7 protein-coding genes are annotated in these 23,451 nt (G+C 38.4%); all 7 read left to right on the top strand.

All coding sequences use genetic code 11. The features are described 5' to 3' along the window. Nucleotides 1–6: 6 nt before the first annotated feature. The 7 genes from A5844_RS04340 (at nucleotide 7) to A5844_RS04315 (ending at nucleotide 23,159) form a co-directional block, all read left to right on the top strand. Nucleotides 7–1,413, top strand: coding sequence for an RICIN domain-containing protein (locus A5844_RS04340; RefSeq protein WP_086284043.1), 1,407 nt, complete (start codon nucleotides 7–9; stop codon nucleotides 1,411–1,413). A 406-nt stretch (nucleotides 1,414–1,819) separates the two neighbouring features. Beyond that, nucleotides 1,820–2,902 (top strand): GH25 family lysozyme, encoded by a 1,083-nt coding sequence (locus A5844_RS04335; RefSeq protein WP_179190535.1) that lies wholly within the window; start codon nucleotides 1,820–1,822, stop codon nucleotides 2,900–2,902. Between the two features lie 10 nt (nucleotides 2,903–2,912). Further along, nucleotides 2,913–3,038, top strand: a complete 126-nt coding sequence (locus A5844_RS14555) for a hypothetical protein (protein ID WP_256924517.1) — start codon at nucleotides 2,913–2,915, stop codon at nucleotides 3,036–3,038. 381 nt (nucleotides 3,039–3,419) lie between these two features. Next, on the top strand, nucleotides 3,420–5,123 hold the full coding sequence (locus A5844_RS04330; RefSeq protein WP_179190534.1) for a BspA family leucine-rich repeat surface protein: 1,704 nt from the start codon (nucleotides 3,420–3,422) through the stop codon (nucleotides 5,121–5,123). A gap of 517 nt (nucleotides 5,124–5,640) precedes the next feature. Beyond that, on the top strand, nucleotides 5,641–12,135 hold the full coding sequence (locus A5844_RS04325) for a hypothetical protein (protein ID WP_086284040.1): 6,495 nt from the start codon (nucleotides 5,641–5,643) through the stop codon (nucleotides 12,133–12,135). A 357-nt stretch (nucleotides 12,136–12,492) separates the two neighbouring features. After that, nucleotides 12,493–18,828 carry a QWxxN domain gene (locus tag A5844_RS04320; protein WP_086284039.1) on the top strand — a complete coding sequence of 2,112 codons (6,336 nt, stop codon included), beginning with the start codon at nucleotides 12,493–12,495 and terminating at the stop codon, nucleotides 18,826–18,828. Then, nucleotides 18,786–23,159 (top strand): hypothetical protein, encoded by a 4,374-nt coding sequence (locus A5844_RS04315; protein WP_086284038.1) that lies wholly within the window; start codon nucleotides 18,786–18,788, stop codon nucleotides 23,157–23,159. Before A5844_RS04320 ends, A5844_RS04315 begins: the two co-directional genes overlap by 43 nt. Nucleotides 23,160–23,451 lie beyond the last annotated feature (292 nt).

Below are 23,451 nucleotides of genomic sequence, written 5' to 3'. Positions count from 1 at the left end.
ATTATTATGTCTGAAAATATTGATGGTAGAGGTTTCGAACAGGATCTGGGAAGCTTTCATACTCAAGTTTTAACGATACGTAGTGCCCTAAATACCAATAAAGTAGTTGATTTGTCGAGTGATCCGAGTAAGGTTATCCACATTTGGGATTCTCATGGCGGAGATAATCAGTTATGGAGATTTAAGTATAATAGTTCGGAGAGATCTTATCAAATTGAGTCAGTTGCTACAGGAAAAGTAATAAAAAGTAATGCTGATGGCACCATGGTTATGGCGAATATGACGGGGTCATTTGAAGAGTATGATTATGGTAAGTATTGGGAACTTCTTCGTCTTGATTCTGGGAATTACTTAATAAAAAACCAGGCTTCAGGTTTAGTACTAGATCTAGATAATGAAAATACTACAAATGGCACAAAAATTAAGACGTATAAAGAAAACGGAAGCCTAGCACAAGAGTGGAAAATTAGTGAAACAACGGAACCTGTTGGTGAGTATGATGGGAAAATTTTGACCGTGCATACAGAATTGAATCCAGATAGAAAAGTTCTTAATTTTACAGATAATGCTTATAATCCTGTCATTGCCTGGGAGTTTGATGCAGGGAAAAAACAGCAGTGGAAATTCCAGTTTGATACTACAAAAAGAGCCTATCAAATTATCTCCCTTGCGAAAGATAATCAATGTCTGGATATTGGTAATACTACGGATGGCCGCCTTGTAATGTCACTCACATCGTTTCAATATGGAACCTCCTATTGGAAACTGGTGGAAGGACAATCGGGAATTTATACGATTGAAAATGTGCATACCGGGCTGGTCTTAAATGTAGATAGTGTGGGAAGTATAGTTACGGCTTATAAACGAACGGGAGGAACCAATCAGCTTTGGCGATTTAAAGAAGAGGCTACCCCCAATTTCGATTTGTCTCTAGGAAGATCTTTTGTTATAGGCGCTCGTGAGGACACAAGTAAAGTATTGGATTTAGAATTATACAAAGGTATGGATAGTGAACCAACTGAGGCAGTTGTTATGTATAGCTACAACGGTGGAAGTAATCAAAAATGGGAATTCCGAAAAAATTCGAATGGTTCATATAGGATAGACTCAGTTTATACGTATACTCCTAGTGGTATAGTTCAAGCCGCAAGAAATTACGTCTTACAGAGCAATAGTGATTTTCCAAAAACAATGAATACAGTTACTGCAATAACACATGAATTGAAGTCAGAATGGCGCCCAAGATTGTTACCAGGTCAATATGACTATGATGGATACGCTATATATGCAATTGAAAATGTAACAAGACCTGGAAACTATTTAAAGATTACCAGTACAACAAATGGTTCGGGATTAACTTATGGAAATTTCTCTAGTACTGATATGAAATTAATGTTTTCAATCAGACCTTAGTATCTCAAACTGCATGAGATCAATGTGTTCTTGATATTACTCTTCTTTAAAACAGAAAGATAATACAATACCGTTATCTTGTAAAATTGAAAAACTATTTTGTTTTGACCTTTGTCAAGTTGGGCTGATGAGCCATTCATAAACATCAAAGTTAGTACAAACTACTAACTTTGATGCTTTTTTATAACTGTGGAAGGTTATCTAAAGTGATATTTACCAAACTATGGGTAACATTACAAATATTCTCTTGTTAAGAATAGTTCTTTCATTTTTGAAGGAAGTTCAATAATTAATATTTAAATATTGTCCTTTATCTAATTTTTAAAATTCAAGCTACACAATGGATGGAATATATAGAATCATTTTCATCAATGATTTACTAATAAGATATGTAAGGGGGAGGGATATGAGTAAATATTTAAATGGAATAGATATCTCAAGTTATCAAGGAAACATTGATTTATCAAAAATTCCTAGTGATTTTGTAATCATCAAAGCAACAGAAGGAAAATCATATGTAAATCCTTATTGTGATAGTCGTTATCAATTAGCGAAAAAAGCAAGTAAGCTACTTGGTGTCTATCATTATGCTAAAAACTTGGATGCTCACGCAGAAGCGGAGTTTTTCTTTAAAAATGTAAAAGGTTATATTGGAGAATCAATCTTATTTTTGGACTATGAAGAGAATATATCTGCAAACAGTCCTACTTGGTGCCGAATGTTTTTGGATCACTTGAAAGAATTGACTGGTGGGCATAAAGGTATGTTGTACACGTATGAAGGAATGTTAAATAAACAAAATTGGCAAATGGTAAAAGATGGTGATTATGGTTTATGGTATGCAAATTACGGAACAAATCAACTCATACAAGGATTCAAACAACCTAGTGCTCCCAGTGTTAAATTCTGGGGAACACCAGCAATTTATCAATACAATAGTCAAACGCATTTACCTGGGTACAATGGTAACTTAGATGCAAACATGTTTTATGGAGATAGAAATGCATGGCTGGCGTACGCTACAGTAGAAAGCAAACAGTTGTCAGTTAATGATACGACAAACAACCAGAAATCACATGATAACTTGGTTATTGAAAGCCCTATCCAAAAATCAGGTGGACAACAAGCCAAACTAGAAGTGATGAAAGAAGCCGTTCCTGGTATTTTATCCGTTAAAGGTTGGCAAGGTCCAGGGAATCACCGCTATGGTTATATCTTTTTAATGGATAGTCAAACAGGTAAGGAACTAGCAAGAGTTGCGACTCCGGGTATTGTGAGAGATGACGTAAACGAGTACTTGGATGTTGCAATGGGATTAAAATATGGCATGCAAGGTGAGTTCGATGTGAGAAATTTCGTCGGAAAGGATGTTTATGTCATGTTCAGGCGAACGAATGATCCAACAGGAAATACGAATAGCGGCTATCAAGATTTTCGGTTTGAAAATTTAAGTTTAACAAATGTTGGAAAAAATCGCTCTCCTCTATAGGTGGGGATGAATGACTTTTGGGTTGCGGGTAACCGTTGACAACTCAAAAGCTGACAGAAATAAGGAGGTATTTATCTTGATTCCAAGTATGATGGTTTCATTCCTATGTGAAGGAGCTCAATTGAAAAAATATTGAGTTAGCGCTATAAGCAGAACTGTAAGTTTTGAGGGCAGTCGGGGTATGCGAGTGTAACAATGATTATGGTTAGAGGGAAGAGCAAACGGAATCTGTCATAACTTTGTGAGATTAAGTATTTATAGTTGACGCTGAAAAAAACAAGAACCGTAGGAACTACGGAGATAGCTTGTTAAATAAGTAGAACTGCCGTTAGTTAATACACTATCAAGTATACTCTTTTCTTAAGAAGCTCTCACTTCAAGTTCTAAGAACCGTTAGGCTTAGTTAAGAGGTGAGTAGCTTACTGAATGTGAAAAACGAAATAAAAAATAGTATATATGGGAATAAAAAGATGTTTGTGGAATAGATATTTGAATGTATAGGAAATGGAGGAAAACAATGAAACAAAAATTGATATCGCTATTTAGCGTCATTTTATTAGCAACGCCAGCGGGGGCAGTTTCTGCTCAAGTACTTGCAGAGACAACTGTTACTGGTCAAATACAAGAAATTCAATCTAATAATGAAGAAAGGTCTCCTATCGATAGCGGATTAGTGGGTGAAGTTGGCACAATTGGTTCTGATCGTTCTGAAAGGCCAATTGAAGCAGAGGGCAGTACATCTAAAGACAGTATTGATTCAAACGATGAACAAGGAACAATTAGTTCAACTACAGATGTGGAAAAAGGACAATCAACAGATCCTTCAAAAAGTACAGAAATGACCACGCCAGCAACAAGTTCTATAGGGTCAACAGCAGCCCCTTCTGAGAAAGTAAAAGAGAGGGCGATTGCTAGTGGAACTTTTGGTACAGCATCGTGGGAGATCACAGATGATGGTACGTTAACTATTGGGGATGGAATTTCGTCAACGGTTACGAATGGTCCTTGGTCCAATTATCGTACAGAGATCAGTAAAATTGTGATTACTGGGCCTTTGATACTACAAACTCGTGCATCAAATAGATTGTTTTATAATCTCAATTCAGTAACAGAAATCAATGGAATGTATTTTATAGATACTAGTCAGGCAACAAGTTTGCATGAGATGTTTTATGGGATGACTAACTTAACGAGTTTGAATGTAACGAATCTTGATACAAGTCAAGTGACGGATATGTCTGGTATGTTTAACGGCACAAGCAGTTTAACGAGTTTAGATGTAACAAATTTTGATACAAGTCAAGTGACGGATATGTCTAGTATGTTTTACAACATGAGCAGTCTAACAAGTTTAGATGTAACAAATTTTGATACAAGTCAAGTGACGAATATGTCTAGCATGTTTTATAACATGAGCAGTTTAACGAGTTTAGATGTGACGAATTTTGATACGAGTCAAGTGACGAATATGAGTAATATGTTTAATGGCACAAGCAATTTAATGAGTTTAGATGTATCAGAACTTGATACGAAGCAAGTGACGAATATGTATCGTATGTTTTATAACATGAGCAGTTTAACGAGTTTAGATGTAACGAATTTTGACACGAGTCAAGTGACGAATATGAGTTATATGTTTAACGGCACAAGCAGTTTAATGAGTTTAGATGTATCAAAATTTGACACAAGTCAAGTAATGGATATGTATCGTATGTTTTACAACATGAGTAGTTTAACGAGTTTAGATGTAACAAATTTTGACACGAGTCGAGTGACGAGTATGAGTTATATGTTTAGCGGCACAAATAGTTTAAAGAGTTTAGACGTATCAAACTTTGACACGAGTCGAGTGATGGATATGTATCGTATGTTTTACAATATGTACAGTCTAACAAGTTTAGATGTAACGAATTTTGACACGAGTCGTGTGACAGATATGAGTGGTATGTTTAGCGGTACAAGCAGTTTGTCTGAATTGACATTAGGCCCACAATTTATATTTATTGGTGGAACTATTGCCGGACTTCCTGATGCTCCTACTACGTCCTCTTATACAGGAAATTGGCAAAATGTCGATGTAAGTTCGGGTGGTACAGTATCGAATCCGACAGGCTCACATGTGTTAACAAGTGAGGGATTAATGAATACCTATGATGGACCGATAATGGCAGATACGTATGTGTGGCAACGTGTAAATCAGACAGTGATCGATGTGCAATAGTCTGATTCATGTGGGCCACTGAAGGATCGACTGTTTAGTCAAATCGGAATGATAGTGCCATCTAAAAACATCAAAGCTAATAAGAGTTTCTAGCTTTGATGTTTTTAGATGTAAATGCTTAAGCCGTGCATTAGAAATATTCGTGAATACCCATTCGAGAAATTATGATAACTATAAGCGATTCGTTTTACTATGTGAGTGTAGGGTTTCTAGTTTTGCATTTGAATAGCTTTTAAAAAAGCAAGACAGATCTCTTTTTCGTATTATTTATGAAAGCTTTTTTTATTTGGCGCAGTTCCGAGTGAATTTCTTTTGGCATCTCTCGAAGCAACTGAAAAAATCACTGGTTGCTTTTACTGATAGGCAGTAAGTAGCTTTCGATTATATTGATTAACGATGGAGTTTTATTTTTTGATTTCATATTATATTATATAAAAAGAAAGACATTTTTGAGTTTTTTTATTTACAACATACATATAGTAAATCAGCCGTTAATTTCAATGAAGGAGTGAAAAAGATGCCACAAAATGCAAGGATACAGCTGAAACCGAAGATGACGAAGAAGCTAAGGCTACCACAAGATGTTTCTAGAAAAACAAGTGGTCGGCACTACAACCAAATGAATGACAAGAATAAGTCAGGAGATGACCAAAGAGTTTTAAACAATGTTTCCAACACATCAGGACACACCCTCACACCCGAAGGAATAAAGCGCCCAGTGGGCTGGATTCATACGTGGGGAACCTTGTTGGCAATGGCCCCACCATTAGATTTGCCTGACCAACAGATGGTCTTAAAAAAAACTCCTTCGGCTTTTGAAGCGACTACACGGATTGATGTGAGAAGAGAAGGAAATCAGACAAGGATTCATTCCTTTGTTTCAACCTCTACCATCAATCGTGGGCGAATCCAGTCCTTGAATATGAACCAGACCATGTCTCATCCTTCAATATCAATCGCACAATCGTTGGTTAGTGTTAATTCTCTTTTTAGTAATCATACATTACATAATCAGACATCAACATCCACGCAACAAGACATCGATGTAGCGAAGAGGGCGCATGAATTAAGTGTTTTTTTTCATCAGAAAGTTCATGACCTCTACCAACTGGTAAATTGTACCACCACGAGAAGGACCGATCAGGTGAAGACATGGATCGTCACAGGAGAAAGTGTAGAACAAACGAGTTTTATCACGGTTTGTCAAGAAGCAATCGGTAAAGCTGAGGCACAAAACAATCAAGGAATGAAACAAGAAAGTGAGAATCCTACTTTTGCTTCTCACCACATGACCAATATAACTGAACATGGGTTCCGCCCTTTTTCTGCGGAAGAGGCAGCTCAAAAACTAAGTAAAGCCTTTCAAGCAGCTTTTGAAAATAAACATAACGCTACAATAGATACCCCAAATCATATACATAATCAAGTGACAGAAACATTTTGGAATGGATTAACGGAACGGTTATATCAATTCTTTTCTCAACATAAAAATATGGCTTCTACTCAAGAACAAGCCAGTGGTGGGTCTTGGATATCGCATTTGGTGGATTTGTTACTACAAACTTTTTCGATAGATTATGGAAAACAAATTCCCTCTAACCCACTATTAGACAAGAACCTAAATTATCTGGTGAAATCACCATCTTCTAATCTAGCAATTCAACCGAAAAAGAAACAACCAGAAGGCATACCCAAAACGGTATCAGAACCTGTACTAGAAATGACACCTGAAACGATGATGAAAAATGAGTCTGTATTGAACCCTGAAAAAGAGGGCTTTTTGCCTCAAGTTTGGCAGCTAGCCACAGATTTTTATGAAGTAGTTGATGGCTTTCTCCAACAATCCATTGGCCTCCAGTTTTTAGGCGTCGAGGCTTCGCCGTTGCCAACTTCTCTAGAATTAGAGGAAAACCAATTAACATTTGATGAGACACAGATAAGCGAGACAACTACAGAAAGCAGTCAAGTCAATGGGACGACACTTTATATTGAGGGGGCTGAATTAGAGGTAACGGGAGCTAGTGAAAGCAATGATACTCAGGAGATTAATGAAAAGATCCAAGCGTTTTTGCGGGAAAATGCCGTTGATCCAACAAAGATAGTAGCTCAGGAGACAAAGGAAGAGTCCCATCCGCCTGAATGGACGAGTGAACAAAAAGAGAACATGCGTCAAAAACTCGTCGATTTTTTCATGGGAAATGGAATAGCCTGTCAAGAATCTAATGCTAAAGACCTAATAGAAACAGTCGGTGAGTGGGTGCTCCTTGAAGGAGCCTCTCCCGCAACGCTGGATATGGTAAAAGTCAAACAACTCGCAAAAATCATCCTAGAATTGGGGGAAGAGTCAGTAATTTCAGAAGAACAAGCAGGTCTAACTGTCGGATCATGGGTCTATGAAACAATGAAAGACATTCAACCTAAGGCTTTAGATCTGGTCGCAGAAACTACAGAACTATCAACAGAACAAACAACAGGAATGAATGCCACTCAACCAATAAGTACAGATAAACAAAAAAATAACGTCGAAACGGATGGCATTCAATGGCGAGATCCCAATGTACGAAAAGAAGTGGAAACCTTTTTACGGAAGAAGATACTCTCACCGAAACCAGCCAAAGAAGAAGTATTGATCGCTATGGGAAAACGGATCACAAAAGAAGAAAACAACCAATTGGTCTTCGATTATGAAAAACTTCAGTCTATGGCACAAGTGATTTTGAAAGCATTACACCTCCATGACAGAAAAAACGGAGAGAAGATCTCAAATAAAGATGCCGAATTAACGGTCATGAAATGGGCTTTTGAAACAATATTAGAAAGTTCGATTGAAGCCTACATGATCCAAAAGCTTGTGTCGGCACCTGATATCGATCAATTGACCATGGGGCGTTTGAGGGAGTTATTCACCGTTAGAAACTTGGAGAAAGAAGGATTGATTCAGTTGGATGTTTCTACTCTTTCTCAAAAAGAAAAGACTTTCTTTAACAAGCTATGGAATTTATTCCTCCAGCGAGAGTTACCCAATTATTTTTTGGATAGCAGTGGCTTAGCGGATGATTTGTTGATTTCTGATTATTCCTCCTTGATGCAGTTAACAGGAGCGAAGATTTTAAAGGAAGGAGAGTACCAATACCCCTTTAATCAAGAAGAAGCTCGACTGATGGGGGAGCATTTTTGGCAAACCATCCTTGAAAAAAAAATCACCAGCTATGAAGAATTCCGCCATCTCCTGATGCCTTCTTTACTTGCGGTCGCTCAACTAGAACCGGATCTGTTACGGGAGGCATTGGCTACGGGCACCTACAAAGAAGTGGCGATCAGCACATTTATAGGATACCAACAAGAAGGCTATTTTCAACTGGTTGAACATCAAGAGCTGCTCAATCGTTTGTATAAAGCCTATCAAGAAGCCTTGCTTCAATGGCGTCGAAAAGAGGCGTTAGCCACCACTGTGGCACAGACGTGTATCGATAGGTTTGACTCTTCCTTTAGTTTTTATGAAATCAAACAAAGGTATCTTGAAGGTTCGATCAAGCCATGTCCAGACATTGAATGGTTTCAACCGAAAATAGAAGACGTGTATACTAAATTGACAAAAAACGTCTCCGAGGCCCATGTTCCCTTCGATAAAAAACTGATTGAATTTGCGTTGAATGCAGTTGATCAAGAGGAACGTGCGTTTATTTTCTCAAAAACGACTACCCTTTACGAGGGATTTGCCGAGTTGAAAAATGAAACCCATTATACAGGTGGTGCGCCAGGAACAGGTGGAATGTTACTGATTAATTTGAGAGGCCGAGTGACGTGGGAGGATACCACGCTTAGTCTCGACAAAACGGATCTGTTCGTGGCTGTTCAAGGGAATGAAGAACGTTGGTATGCATTGAAGAGACTGGATGAAGAAGGGGGCTATCTCCTCTATCGCGTCGATCAAGATCCCTTATCCTACTTCAAATATGGGTTATTTAATCGAAAAGATCTTTGGGAGAAAGGGTATCAACAAGTAGGAAATGAGATTCGCATCGGGGATAAATACTTTCAATTCTCTGCTCGTGTGAATCGAAGCAAGAAGTTATCCCATGGGGTGGAAATGGAACCGTTGATTGAGACATTGAGTCGTAAACATAGTGATCAATTGTACAAGCAACTCTACGATTCGGGAAACGATAAAGCGGATACCGAAAAACTTTGGGAGGTCATCAAGCATTTCATCCCATTTTATGATTGTGTGGTAGGGATCATCAATCAAGATGTGGGAGAAGCGGTTACTTCGTGTACGATTGATGCGTTGCTTTTCATCCCAATAGTGGGACAAATCACTTCTCTCAATATGAAATTTGCGTTAGGGGTGGCTCGAGCGTTTGCCCGAGGTGGGATTCGAAGTGTCATCAAAAATAGTCGTCATTTTCTTCCGAATGTCGCTGAAATCAGAAAACTGGTTTGGAGTCTCGCACAGGCGATTGATCCAGGATTTGAAACGATCGTAGGTGGTGGTCGACTGGTGATTCAGAAAGCTTTGAAGTTCAAAAATGAATTTCGAGTCGGAATGAAAACCAAAGCTCTGTTAGAAAAAATAGAGATCATGGAAAAGGCCCGAGAGGCGTTGAAAAAAGAAATTGTGATGGCACAGTTGAATGGCTTGGAAGTTCCCGTAAAAAAGATGAGTGGAGATCTATATATGCGGGTGACCAATTTGGATACTGTGGAGGTGTTTGGTGGCTTATATGTATTGAAAGGCAAACAGTTAGAACTCTATAGAGGGCCTGCCAGATTTACCCCGGAACAACTAAAATTGATCGATCGTTTAGAATTCAAGCTAGATAAAGATCAGATGTATGTCGTTAAAAACAATCCTGATCCCCAAGCCTATGGCGAAGGAAGGATCACGACAGTAATACAAGAAGGAGAAGAGACGAAACGCTTTATTCGAATGAAAGGGAAACTAATTCCAGTAGGGATGCAGTCCATCGAAGGACACGGTGTCCGAATGTATATCAAGGATCCTGCGGCGAAAAAGTTTTTGCCAGTCAATTATAATGGTATGGAATGGTATTTTGAAGCCCCGACTTCCCACTCTATACCCAAAGAGGTAGAGACAAAGATCGTTGAGCAGTTGGATCAGTTTGAAACACAAAAGAATCCTATTTTTCTTTCTGCCCCAGATAGTAGAAATGGCTTGATATGGGATGGAACAAACAGATCTTATATCAAGATTAAGGAGCATTACATTCCGTTGATCTTACTGGATAAGGAATTGAATCGGTATCATTTAGTGAAAAAAGATTATCATGAATCAATGACCGTCTTGCGATTCGATGAGAAAAAGGGTCAATTCCGTTTTGAGACAGAATTGGAGAGGAAACAAGTAATGAAGGCGAATGCTCCCAGTCAAGCAGGGGTCCTATTTCAGAGGGGGGAAGATACTTCACGTAAAGGAACAAAAGCTTCTAAAGGAGGATCTCCAAGTACCTCACAAGGAGTAGCTTCACAGATGACTAAAAATGGGGTGCTTCCACCAGCTAATCAGCTTCCACCAAATCCACCTGGACATGCAGATGAGTGGACGAAGCTTAGAAAAGCTATCCCCTTTAGAAAAGAATTTGAAAATCCAAGAATTGAAGATGACAGCGTTCCACTTGGTGATTTTTCTAAATTCCTTCCAGAAAAATCACCGATCTATCATAATGATAATAAGTGGCTGACAGATGGTTTTTTGGAAGATATTCTTGAGATTCTCCCATCGAATCCTAAATTAGACTTTCGAGTGTATGTAGGTCTTAAGTCAAAAGGGGTACCAGAGTATATCAAATTATTTCGAGAAAAATTGAAAAAAAATTTTACAAAAGCACAGGAAAATTGTAAAACGGTAAAAAAAAAGTGTGATAAATTGTTAAAAAAAGCAGTCCTTGCAGAAACCCCAGAAGGTCAATATTTGATTGACATGTTTAAATTGAATGATGTTTCTAATAAAGAAGAAATCTTAAAGGAAATTATCACAAGACTGAGATCAATAGCAAAAAAAGGAGAAAAATTCCTCCAAAAAACGTTGAAATTGAACTTTAAAAACATTTGGATCGTCTCCACTGAACTGGTTCGTCAACCAGGTACACAGGAATATCGTTCGCTTTATAGAGAGCGTCTGGGAGCCAATGCAGTCGTTACAAGGATTGATCCGGAATGTAGAATTATTATTTTTGCGGATGCGTATCACTTAGATCCGGCCATTAAGGAAGGTATAGAGTTAAGAACACCTGAACGAGAGACAATCTTACATGAAGTGACACATCATGCTGCAAATACGGATGATGTGGTTCGTTATTATCACGTTCCGACAGGATTTGGTAAGAGTGGAGAAGATACAATAAATAATTTTATCGTTAACTATCCGAATTGGATAACATCTAAACCATTCAAGAGATTTGTCAATCATTTGGCTGACTCGTTGAAAAAACCAACGATATCAGTAAAGACTGTGGCTGATGCACTATCAACTAATCCTATGTTGCGGGCGAATTTTCAAATGACGGATGCAGAAATGGTTATGATTATACTTAGAGATTTCGCTGATGGTAGAGCATTTAAGGAACGACCTGTTATTGGATCACCTATTGTTAAACGAAGCATTAATGAGGAAGAATTAGGAATGGAATCTATGTTTACGTATTTAGTTTTGCCACATATACTTGGTGATGGAATCTTTGAAAAAAATATTCAACTGAATAAAACGCAACAGCAGACGACAACAAGAACGACAGATGCTGTAGAAACCATAAAAGTTACATCGAATATAAGCTTTTTAAATTTGGTAACTTCGAGTATCGAAAGAAGCAACAGTATACCCCGATCTAACGCTGATCAACAAATAAGTACGGAGCTCTCAAATGCTACAGTAAAGAAAAACTTCCTAGATCTTGTAGACACAGGAACAGAAAGAAGCACCAAGATGAAGTCAGCAATGATATTCAACCAGCCAATAAACCGTAATCGGAAAGAGTTTTTTTCACAACACTAACTAAGTTATGTACGACTTTCCTCCAACATGTATGAAAATAAAAGCAGATAGTCTGGAGGGGAAAAAGTGTGGAAATTAATGAAAGGTTAACAAGAAGAGATAGACTAAATCCTTTTCATGAATTAGCCAAAAACATAAATAATCATTTACGTGCCCAAATTAATCTAGAACAGATAGCTATAAAATTTTTTTGAGTTTTGAAATCATGTAAATAGGATTAGAAAGAAAATGATGCAGAGGTACTTAATCCATTCGTAGAAGCTTGAGTGAAGACGTAAAACCATAGATCTTTATGTGTTATTAAAATGATAACTTACAACCAAATAATCTCATATTTTCAATGAAGGAGTGAAAAAGATGCCACAGGAATTCAGGATATCATTTAAACCAAAGAAGTCTGAGATGCCGAAAAAGTCAAGGATACCACAGACTGCTTCTAGAAGAACTATTGGTCGAAACTATAACCAAATGAATGACAAGAATAAGTCAGGAGACGATCAAAGAGTTTTAAATAATGTCTCCAACACATCAGGACACACCCTTACACCCGAAGGAATAAAACGCCCAGTGGGCTGGGTTCATACGTGGGGAACCATGTTGGCAATGGTTCCACCATTAGATTTACCTAATCAACAGATGGTTTTAAAAAGAACTCCCCCAGCATTTGAAGTGAATACACGGATTGACGTGAGAAGAGACGGGAATCAGACAAGGATCCATTCCTTTGTTTCAACCTCCACCATCAATCGTGAGGGAATCCAGTCCCCATTATCTTTGAATAGGACCCATACCAAGACTCGCCCATCCTCATCGATTGCACTACCGTTTGCCAGTGCTCGTTCTCTTTTTGACAATCAGACGTTCTATCATCAGACATCAACGTCCGTCCCACAAGATATCGACGTAGCAAAGAGGGCACATAAATTAAGTGTTTTTTTTCATCAGAAAGTTCATGACCTCTACCAACTGGTGAATTGTACCACCATGAGAAGGACAGATCAGGTGAAAACATGGATCGTCACAGGAGAAAGTGTAGAACAAACGAGTTTTACCACGGTTTGTCAGGGTGCCATCGGTAGAGCTGAGGCACAAAACAACCAAGGAATGAAACAAGAAAGTGAACTTTCTCCGCTTCCCAACATGACCACTATGACGGATCAAGGAACCTATCTATTTTCTGCGGAAGAGGTTGCACAAAAACTAAGTAAATCCTTTCAAGCTGTTTTCGAAAACAAACAGAATGCGACAGAGGATAATCCAACTAATGTACATAATCAAGTGACAGAGACGTTTTGGAAGGGTCTAACCGATCTATTTTACCAGTTCTTTTCCCAACATGAATACACGGCATCTACTCAAGAACTAAACGAAGCAAGGGGTTCGTTGATATCGTATTTTACTGATTGGTTATTGAGTACCTTTTCGGTAAACTATGGGCAACAAGTCCCTAATCATCACCAAGCAGCAAAGAACCGACAAATTCCAATGACCATTCACCCGATAGACAACTCGATCTCGGCTAAGACTTCGCAGAAAAAAACTAGCCATGAAAAGCAAGAGAACAGTGACCGAGAATTACCCTTTAAAAAGGGAAGGGGTTCGGCTTTGGAAGCTAAACCTACATTGTCCCTTGAAGAAGAAAGTTTTTTGTCCTCATTTTGGCATCTGGCGGAAGATTTTTTTGGAAAGGTAGATGGGTTTATAGAACATTTCAAGTTCAACGTATTTCCCAAATTAGGTGCTGAGGCAAGACCGATTCCGATACCTGTTGAAGAAGTAAAAGAAGTTCTGATGGGTTGGAAAAAACTTTCTGTAGGGACAACAATAAAAATAAATCAAATCATGTCCGATTATCTGAATAACCTACCTCTTACTGTACCAAATAAAGAAGCACTCCCTGATTTTTGGTATGATTATGAAACGTTTCAATTGCGTCATAAAATACAAGAAGTCAATCAAAAAGTCAAAGACTATTTGAGTGGACAAGGAGTTTCATGTGCTGAATTATCAGGTGTGGAATTACTGAATGCTATAGAGAATTGGGAAGAAAAAGAGGGACAGGAGACGAAAATAAATAGAAGAAAACATTTAGCAAGTGTCATACGCGAGGCTTCCGGACTTCAGAAAATCGATCTGACCTATCAAGAGGCAACAAATATCCTCCTCCAATGGCGAAATAATAATATCTTTCAAAGGTACAAGTTTGAAGATCGGAAACAACCAGCCCCAAAAGAATCTCAACCAACAACTTTAGAAGAACCTGTGACGATGGAAGTAACCACCGTAAACACCCAGACGAATGTAACAACTTCGACTACGCAATTACCGCCAGAGATGGATGCGCCCAAGTTGAAATATTCTGAAGGCATTCCTAAAGAAACACGAGTAGCAATAGAAGAAGTCATTCAAACCTATATTCATGGGTTTTCGATTGCTAAATTATTCAGTGAAACGATCCCACCTGATTTGCCCCCTTTCTGGTATGATTTGGAGGTTTTTAAAAAACGTGATCACGTCGAGAAAGTGAATAAAAAGGTGGAAAGGATTATTTGTAAGAAAGGGAAACGGTGTCGTAACATACCCGCACAGACCCTGTTTCTGGAGATACGATATTTGGAAAGAATAAAAGACGTGAAGACCGTACGTGATAAAAGGAAAAAAATCGCCGAAGGCATTCTGAAGGCTTCCGAACTTCCTTATGAGAATTTGAGTGATCAAGATGTCCCAGCTATTATTCTCCAATGGCAAAGTAATAATATTTTCAAAAGTTATCAATTTAAAGAGATACATCAAATACATACGGAAACGACTGATTCATTGAATGAAAATCAATCAAACAAGACAACAGAACTGATCATCGAAACAAGTTCTGTAAAGGAACAGGCAGAAAAGGCATCATTTTCTATCCCACAATCTTCAAGTGCTTCTGTAAAATTGTCGGCGGATGCATTAAAAATAAATAGTATCATTACCGCTTTTTTTGCTGGCAAACCTTCTCCTGTACCACTCTCTGAGGAGTTATCGCTTTTGTTGAATGATGCGGAGGTGTATAAAAAGCGAAATGAAACAGACCATGTCAATAATAAAGTCAGAGAATTTCTTTGTAATCAAAAAGAACCCTGTGACGGAACATCTTCTCTTCAATTGATTAATGCTCTATATTGGTGGATATGGAAAGAAGGAGAGGAGAAGAAGAAAACCAGAAGTAAAGAAGTCGCTGAAGTTATTCTTACCTCCTCGGGACTCACTGGACAAGAGGTATCCGATGATCGAGCATCTGCAATTATCCTGCAATGGCGTAACAATAATATCTTCAAGGGGTATCAATTTAAAGAACCTAAGCAAATACTTATGGAAACGAAGGCATCATTGAAGAAAAATCCGTCCAACTTGACCACAGAACTACCTATAGAAACAAGTTCTGTTGCGTATCAAGTGGAAGAAATCCTTCCTCCCACTGCGCAACCTTCCACTCTTTATGAGAACATTTTGGATGATATGAAAAAAATAAACTGTATTATAAGCGCCTATTTTGAAGGGGAAACTTCTCCTGCACCCACTTCTGAGAAGTTACCATTGATCTTGTATGATGCGGAGGTGTATAAAAAGCGAAATGTAACAGACCATGTCAATGATAAAGTCAAAGAATTTCTATGTGAACAAAAAGTGCCATGTGAAAAATTAGCTCCTCCTCAATTGATTACGGCTACAGATGAGTGGATAAGTAAAGGGAAAAATAAGGAGAAGGTCGTTCGGAGCAAGCAAGTCGCTGATACTATCCTTAGCGCTTCAGGACTCGTTGGACAAGAGATATCCGATGATCGAGCTTCCACAATTCTCCTCCAATGGCGAGGGAATAATATCTTCAAGGGGTATCAATTTAAATACATCTTGAAAACGTATCATGAACCACCCACAGAGGTGTATGATACAATCATCGTGTTGAATGAAAACCAGTTCAACACAACGACCCATGCGAGCCGATATAAAAAAGGAAGTGGGTTAGATCTGACCACCAGCTCCAATACAACAACAGAAATGTCCATTGATACAAGTTTTGACAAGACATCTACTTCTAAAGTTCAATCACCGAATACATCTGACAAACTGTATTTAGATTTCACGGGAAAAGTAAGTAGTATTATCACTACTTTTTTAGAAGGAAAACCCTCTCCTGTACCAACCACTGAGGTACTTCCAACTTACTATTATTATGGGGCATATGCGGTGTATCAGCAACGACATGAAACATCAAAGGTCAACGAGGCCATCAAAAAATTACTTTGTGATCAAAAAATACCTTGTGAGGATCTATCGCTTCTTCAACTGATTACTGCGACACAGGGGTGGATCAGGAAAGAAGGAAGGGAAACCAGGGAAACCAGAACCAGACAAGTTGCTGGGGTTATTCTCACTTCCTCGGGAATAGCTAGCCATGCGTTCTCTAATCATCAAGCCAATGCTATTTTCATGCAATGGCGCAATAACAATATTTTTAAGGACTACGAGTTTCATGAACCCTCTGCAGATGCTCAAATATTCAAAAATAGTGAACCAGCTGGAATGATCACTTATACGAACCTCTATACCTATGGCATACTATCTTTAGCAGGAGCGGCAATGGTGAACAAATTACATGTGACTTACCTGAGTAAGCATTCTATGACGCTACCGACCTACGAACCACTCATCCCTTTTTGGTATGATTTTGTACTTTATCAAAAACGGAATGAAACAGCGAAGGCCAATGAAGCAGTCAGCCAGTTTCTAGCTAAACAACAAGAGTTTAGTGAGGGCTTGCCTTCACAACCCACAGCTATCGTTGCCCGTGAATGGGTCTGCGATAAACAAACAGATGCAGAGATTTTAGCTAGACAGAAACAGTTAGCCTCTATCATTCTAGAGGGGTATGACGTTAGTCGAAATCTTACCGCTACGGAGGCTGTCAAAACGGTTCTACAATGGGAAAACAACAATGTGTTCAAAGACTATACATTTATTGAGCTCAAACAATCTTCCTTAAGTGAAAAACAATTCCGCAACGAACCACTCACAGAAAATAGTAAGATGGGGGGGGTCCCAGACACGATTAAGGCTCCTGAATTAGAGTTCGTCCATGAAATCGTTGAAGACATTGTCAATAATGTGACCCCAGCGACACGTTATTCTGAGCCTCTCCCAATCTTTTATTATCATTTCCTTCTTTTTCAAAAGCGAAATGAAACGAGTGCTGTCAATAAAAAAATGCAAGAATTCTTTACGAAGGAAGGAATTGCAATCAAAGAAAGCTCTAGTAATGAGTTAGAAAAGGCCATGCGACAATGGCTCGAAAAAAGAAGCACCACTAGTGGCTCCGATAAATCCGAGCGAAAACAATTTTTAGTCTATTTCCTCCTAAAGGCTTATGGCGTAGAGGACCTCAGACTTGGGGAGTTTCTGTCGTCTATAAAGGTACAAGCGATATTGAATCAATGGAAGGCCAATACTTTATTAGAAGGGTATGCGTACCAAGAAATCAATTATACAACGATCCATCATCAATTATCCAAAGCAGAGGATCCATCGGTAAGCCGTCTCAAAGAACAAAAAAAAGAAAGTCATCAAATCTACGCAGATTTTATCCATGATCGCACGCCAACGATCTCTAAGGATCAGCCCATCCAAATGACTTATTATCATCGCGCGCTTTTTGAAAAGCGAGAGCAAACACCAACCGTGAACGAAGCTGTCAGAAAATTACTCATCAAGCAAGATGTTACTTTTAGAAATCTGTCCGCAAGTGAATTGGTTCGAGGAATGCAAAGTTGGATCCTTGAAGGAACTACCTATGAAACGATTCTAGAAAGAGAAAAACAAGTTACCCAACTTCTGCAAAAGGCATACGGTCTTGTAGTGAAAGAAGGAACGGTGAAAGAGACACGCTATCTCTTACTGCAATGGGAAAACAACAATGCACAAGTGGGTTATACCTATAAAGATCCGAATACGTTTGAAGCTATTGAAATCAATGCGATTGAAGCGAATGAAGAGGAAAAAGAAAGGATTGAGACATTTACTCGTGAAAATAAGGCCCTTTCTCCAACAGGAGCCACTAGTCTAGTCATGGAAGAAAAGCTACCTGACTGGACAGTGGAACAACAAGTAAACATTCGTAAAAAAATCGTTGCTTTTTTAGAGGCAAAGAATCTCAAGGTGGATGCTGACAAGTCCAATGAGCTGATGACAAAAACGGCACAATGGGTAACTAAGGAAGTAGAAGGGAAAGAGACGACTGATTTTACGAAAGTAAAAATGTTAGTGAATATCATCCTTGAAAAAAAAGAGGATGCAGTGATTTCGAAGGAGAAAGCACAAGCAATCTTTCTAAAATGGTTGCTTGATAATATGAAAGAGGAAGCGCCTATTTTGACTTCTACTGAACCACCAAAAGAAGAGATGACTCAAACAACAGAAATAATAGAAACAACAAGTGTGCAGCCATCCATTAGTGGAGAACAAACATCTAGGTATGAAGCGCCTAATTGGCGTGATAAAAATATGATGGTTCAAGTGGCGCAGTTTTTCCGTCAAGAAGGAGTGCTAACAGGAGAGTCGACTACAGAAAATATCCTTTTTGCGATGGGTAAATGGTTTACAGAAGAAAGGGGGAAATGGTTCTCAGCTATAGCAAACTTCAAGCGTTATCTAAAGTGATCCTGAAAGAATTGAATCTTTATGGAGGCGAAGGAGAAGAGACAATTTCCGATAAAGATGCGAGACTCACTACCATGAAATGGGTGTCTGAGAATATATTGGGAAGTTCAATAGAAGCCTATATGATCAAGAAAATCCTAGATTCTCCCGATCCTTCTCAATTCACCATTGGTTATCTTAGAAAGATATTTGAAATGGACGAGTTAAAAAAAGGGGGTTATATTACTTTACATACTCTTGGTAATGTTTCTAAAGAGGAGGAAGATACTGTTAAAAAGCTATGGATCCTGTTACTCAAAGATACATTGCCCAATTATTTTCTTGAGACAAATACGCTGCCAGATGAGTTGCTGATTTCTAATTATGACTCCTTGATGCAGCTGACAGGGGCCAGATTACTATCAGATTTAGGCATTCAAGCCCAATTCAATCAAGAAGAAATTCAAATACTCGGTACGTTTTTTTGGGATAAAATCAGTAAAAATGGCATAAAAAGGGTGGAAGAACTACGATATACGGTCCTTCCTGCGTTGCTGGCAGTTGCTCAGTTAGACCCCGATTTATTACGGAAAGCATTGGAAAAAGGGAACTATCATGAATTGGCCCTTAGCACTTTTATTGAGTATCATCAAAATGGGTATTTACAACTGAAAGAATATCAAGATACACTCTATACCCTTTTTACAGCTTATCAAAAAGAAGCCCTTAACTGGCGACGAAAACAAGCATTAGCACAAGAGGTGGCTCAGACTTATCTCCAACATGCAAAGGGAGAGTCATTATTCCCTGCTTTTGTGTTGGAACAAGATTATCTTCTCGGGATGACGCTAAGTATTAACGACTATACCTCACCTAATTTAGAAGATTGGTATAAGCGTTTGACGAAAGCTGTGTCAGATACGCATTTTTCATTGGATCAAAAACTGATTGAGTTTGCGTTGAATGCATTCGATCCCGAGGAACGGGAGTTTATTTTCTCTCCAGAAGCCCAACTTTATGAGGCGTCTGCCCAGTTGAAAGAGGTGCTTGACGGCTCACCGGGTGGCCCACCTGAAGGTGAAGTAGTGAATCTTTTTCTTGTTAAAATGCAAGAATTGAAGAATAGGATTCTTCATCTGGACAAGACCGATCTATTTGTGGCGGTAAATGGAAAGGAAGAACGATGGTATGCTCTGAAGGGATTCGATTGGGGTGGGGGTTATGCTTTCTACCGAGTAGATAAAGATCCGCTTTCTTACCTCAAATATGGGCTCTTAGAGCAGAAAGAAATTTGGAGTCGAGGCTATAAAAAAGACCGAGAAGGAGTTCGGACAGGAAAACGCTATTTTAATTTTTCTACTCAAATGGATCAAAATAAGAAGATATCTCAAGGGGAAAAAATGCAACCTTTGATTGATGCGTTCAGTCGGAAGCATAGTGATAAACTGTATGAAGCACTTTATAAATCAGGGGATGATAAGGCTATCCTGGAACAAATATGGGATTTCGCCAAACACTTCATTCCTTTTTACGATTGTGTGACAGGCATCATCGACAAAGATGCCACAGTAGCTTTCCCTTCTTGTACGATTGATATCGTTTTTTTGATCCCAATTTTTGGACAGGCGACCTACCTTAGTTCAAAATTTGCTATGGGGATGGCCAAAGCAATGGTAAAAGGAGGAGTAAGAAATGCAATTCGTCAAGGGGCTCGATTTACTCCCAAAATTTCAGAAATCAAGTCGGTTCTAGTCAATATTAGACGATACTTTGATCCAGGCATCGAATCCATCGCTGACGGGAGTAACTTTGTGGTCAGGGAGTTAGCGGCTTTAAAAAATGAAGTTTGGGTGAAAAAAAATACAAAACAACTTTTGGAAAAAATCGACGGTTTGATAAAGGAGACACCTACGTTACCTAAAGGTGCCATCAGGACTTACTTACCAGGAAAAGGCTTAGAAGTTTCTGCCAAACAGATGGAAAAAGGGTCCTATAGATTGGTGACAGATCTGGAGAGCGGAGCTGTCTACGGCAATCCTTTCTGGTTGAAGGGGAACCAATTAGCGAGGTTTACTGATCCTGAACCACTCACGGAGGAACAAAAAGCACTGATCAATCGGTTAACGAAAGAAATTGACCCAGATCAGATTTTTGCAGTTGCACCCAATCTGAATCCCAATGCTTATGGGAATGGTGAAGTGATGTCTGTATTAGAGAATGAGCAAACAACCAAGTACTTCATTACCTTGAACGGTCATATAGTTCCTGTAAGAGTAACCCCTATTGAGGAGCATGGTGTACGTTATGACGTGGTGGATGGAGAGAAGATTTATCCAGTGAACTACAATGGAAAAGAATGGTATTTTGAACCAGAGACTTCTCCTTTTGTTTCGAAGAAAGTAGCAGATGAAGTGATAAAGAATATTGATGAGTTTGAATCAATCAAGGATCCTAGTACTCTTTCTGCCTCAGGTGATAGAGGACTGAGGTGGGATAGTTTTGGAAGATCTTACATCAAGATCTATGGTTACTATATTCCATTGATTCAATTGTATAAGCACTGGGATTGGTATCATTTAGTGAAAAAAAACTCCCATCAGTCGATGACCGTGTTGGTATTTGAGCCAGAAAATGAACAGTTTGGTCCAGAGACAAGTATAGATAGGGAGATGAGAAAAGGAGGTAGACGAAGACAAGCAGAATCCGAACCTTCAGGGGAAATCGACGGACAAGAGAGTAAGGCAGTAGAACTTCCACCAGTTGGAACCTTACCAGAGCCACCAGAAAGAAGAGAGGAATGGAATGAATTTAGAAATGTCATAGAGAATGAAGTTGATGAATTCCCCATAAACATAGTGGGAGATAAAACTTTACGTATGGATACGATATCAAAGTTTATCCCAGAACCGATTATTCGTATTAATCAAGATGAAGAGTTTTTTAAAGGTAAAATTTTGGAAAATATAATCGCTAGTTTTAAAGGGCAGCCACTTGAATTTCGAGTATATAAGAGTCTTAAGTTAAGTAACAAACCAGACTTTCTCAAACCGTTTGTGCTAGAGCTGTTACAGGATTATAAGAAGGCGCAAGAACGTTTTCGAAAAGCATTCGAAGTGTGTCAAGAGGTGTTAACAAAAGAAAAAATTGCAGACAGCCCGCAAGGCCAATATTTGATTAAAATGTTTAGTTTGGAGATGGTAAAAAATCCAGAACCCATCTTATTGGAAATTGTTCAAAGAGTGAAGTCTGTCTCAAAAAAAGGGCTGGAATTCCTTCAAAAAACAGCGGACTGGGGCTATGAAAATATTTTGATCGCATCCAGTGATTTAGTTCCACAAGAAGGTTCACAAGAATATCGCTCAGCCTCTCAAAAATTCCTAAGTACTAAGGCATTTACATTCCCTAATGATCCAGAATGTAGAATAATCTTTTTGGCGGATGCCTTTTACTTAAATCCAGATCTCGACAAAGGCAAAATAATAAACTCAGCTAAGGGTCGAACACTCAGTCATGAAACCACTCATGTTGTTTCGTATACTGGAGATCTTACAAAATATTATAGTGAGAGAATAGGTATCAAAAAAACCGGTAAAATGATGTTAGAGGAATATAAGAAACAAGGTTCAAAAATAGTTCATACTATTGCTTACAAAAGATTTGTGAGAGAAATAGCAAAGTATCAAAATAAACCGGGGTTATCACTATTGAATGTGTGGAAAGAAATAAAAAGAAATGATTTGTTGCGGGTTAATTTACAGATGACTGATGCAGAAATGGTGATGTTCATCATCCGAGATTTTGCGGACAAGCGAAATTTTGAAGGCGCAATTCGTGAAACTAGGAGCCTTAAAGATTCGACAATCGGGGATGGATCAATGTTTATGTTTTCAGCAGTGGTTAATATATACGATTATGGTAGTTTTGAAATAGATCCTGAATTGAATATAGAGCAAGAACAAACCTACGATTATGGTGATTTTGAAATAGAATCTGAATTGGATATGGAGCAAGAACAAACCACTGAAAATCTCGATCTAACAGGTGCAGTGACGAATGAAAGTGATCATTCAACAACTGTGAAAAGAGAAAAGAGAGAGGTAGATTCAAAAAACATGGGATCGACAGAGGATAGATCAAATAAAATTTCTTTAAATCTTAAAGGCATGTGTCCAGAAAACAGTGATATGTCAAGTATTCCCACTTCCAATCAGCAAATAGACACGGACCTTTCAAAGTCTACAGAAAAGAAAAGCTTCTTAGATATTGTTGTCACTAGTATAGAAAGAAGCATCAAAAGCAATCCAAGGACGGTTCTAAACCAACCAATAAGCAAAAATAGCCTACAACATTAGCTAAGTAACGCATGTCATTCCTCCAATATGGACGAAGACAAAGAATGCGTTGAAACAAAGATAAGTGAGAATGTCACAAAAAGAGGGTAACAGTTATCTACTAATAATTGCTTAAAGCATAGCTTACGTGTTTAAGTTAGCCTAGAAGGAATGGGGGAAAATCATTTTTAAGTTCTGAAGTCATTAAAAAGGGCTGATATTTAAAATTTTTGGCTCTTGTCAGATGATGTTGATGGAGAAAAATCTTATAATTATTAATGAACAGAAAGAAATATTTCTTTCTGTTCATTAA

It is taken from the genome of Candidatus Enterococcus wittei, from assembly GCF_002140175.1.
GTDB classification, from domain to species: domain Bacteria; phylum Bacillota; class Bacilli; order Lactobacillales; family Enterococcaceae; genus Enterococcus_B; species Enterococcus_B wittei.
Note: the sequence above shows the minus strand (reverse complement) of the source record. Positions and strands in the feature narration are given on the sequence as shown.

Coding starts and splice junctions, on each gene's coding strand:
- A5844_RS04340 (WP_086284043.1), top strand. CDS start 7: ATGTCTGAAAATATTGATGGTAGAGGTTTCGAACAGGATCTGGGAAGC.
- A5844_RS04335 (WP_179190535.1), top strand. CDS start 1,820: ATGAGTAAATATTTAAATGGAATAGATATCTCAAGTTATCAAGGAAAC.
- A5844_RS14555 (WP_256924517.1), top strand. CDS start 2,913: ATGACTTTTGGGTTGCGGGTAACCGTTGACAACTCAAAAGCTGACAGA.
- A5844_RS04330 (WP_179190534.1), top strand. CDS start 3,420: ATGAAACAAAAATTGATATCGCTATTTAGCGTCATTTTATTAGCAACG.
- A5844_RS04325 (WP_086284040.1), top strand. CDS start 5,641: ATGCCACAAAATGCAAGGATACAGCTGAAACCGAAGATGACGAAGAAG.
- A5844_RS04320 (WP_086284039.1), top strand. CDS start 12,493: ATGCCACAGGAATTCAGGATATCATTTAAACCAAAGAAGTCTGAGATG.
- A5844_RS04315 (WP_086284038.1), top strand. CDS start 18,786: ATGGTTCTCAGCTATAGCAAACTTCAAGCGTTATCTAAAGTGATCCTG.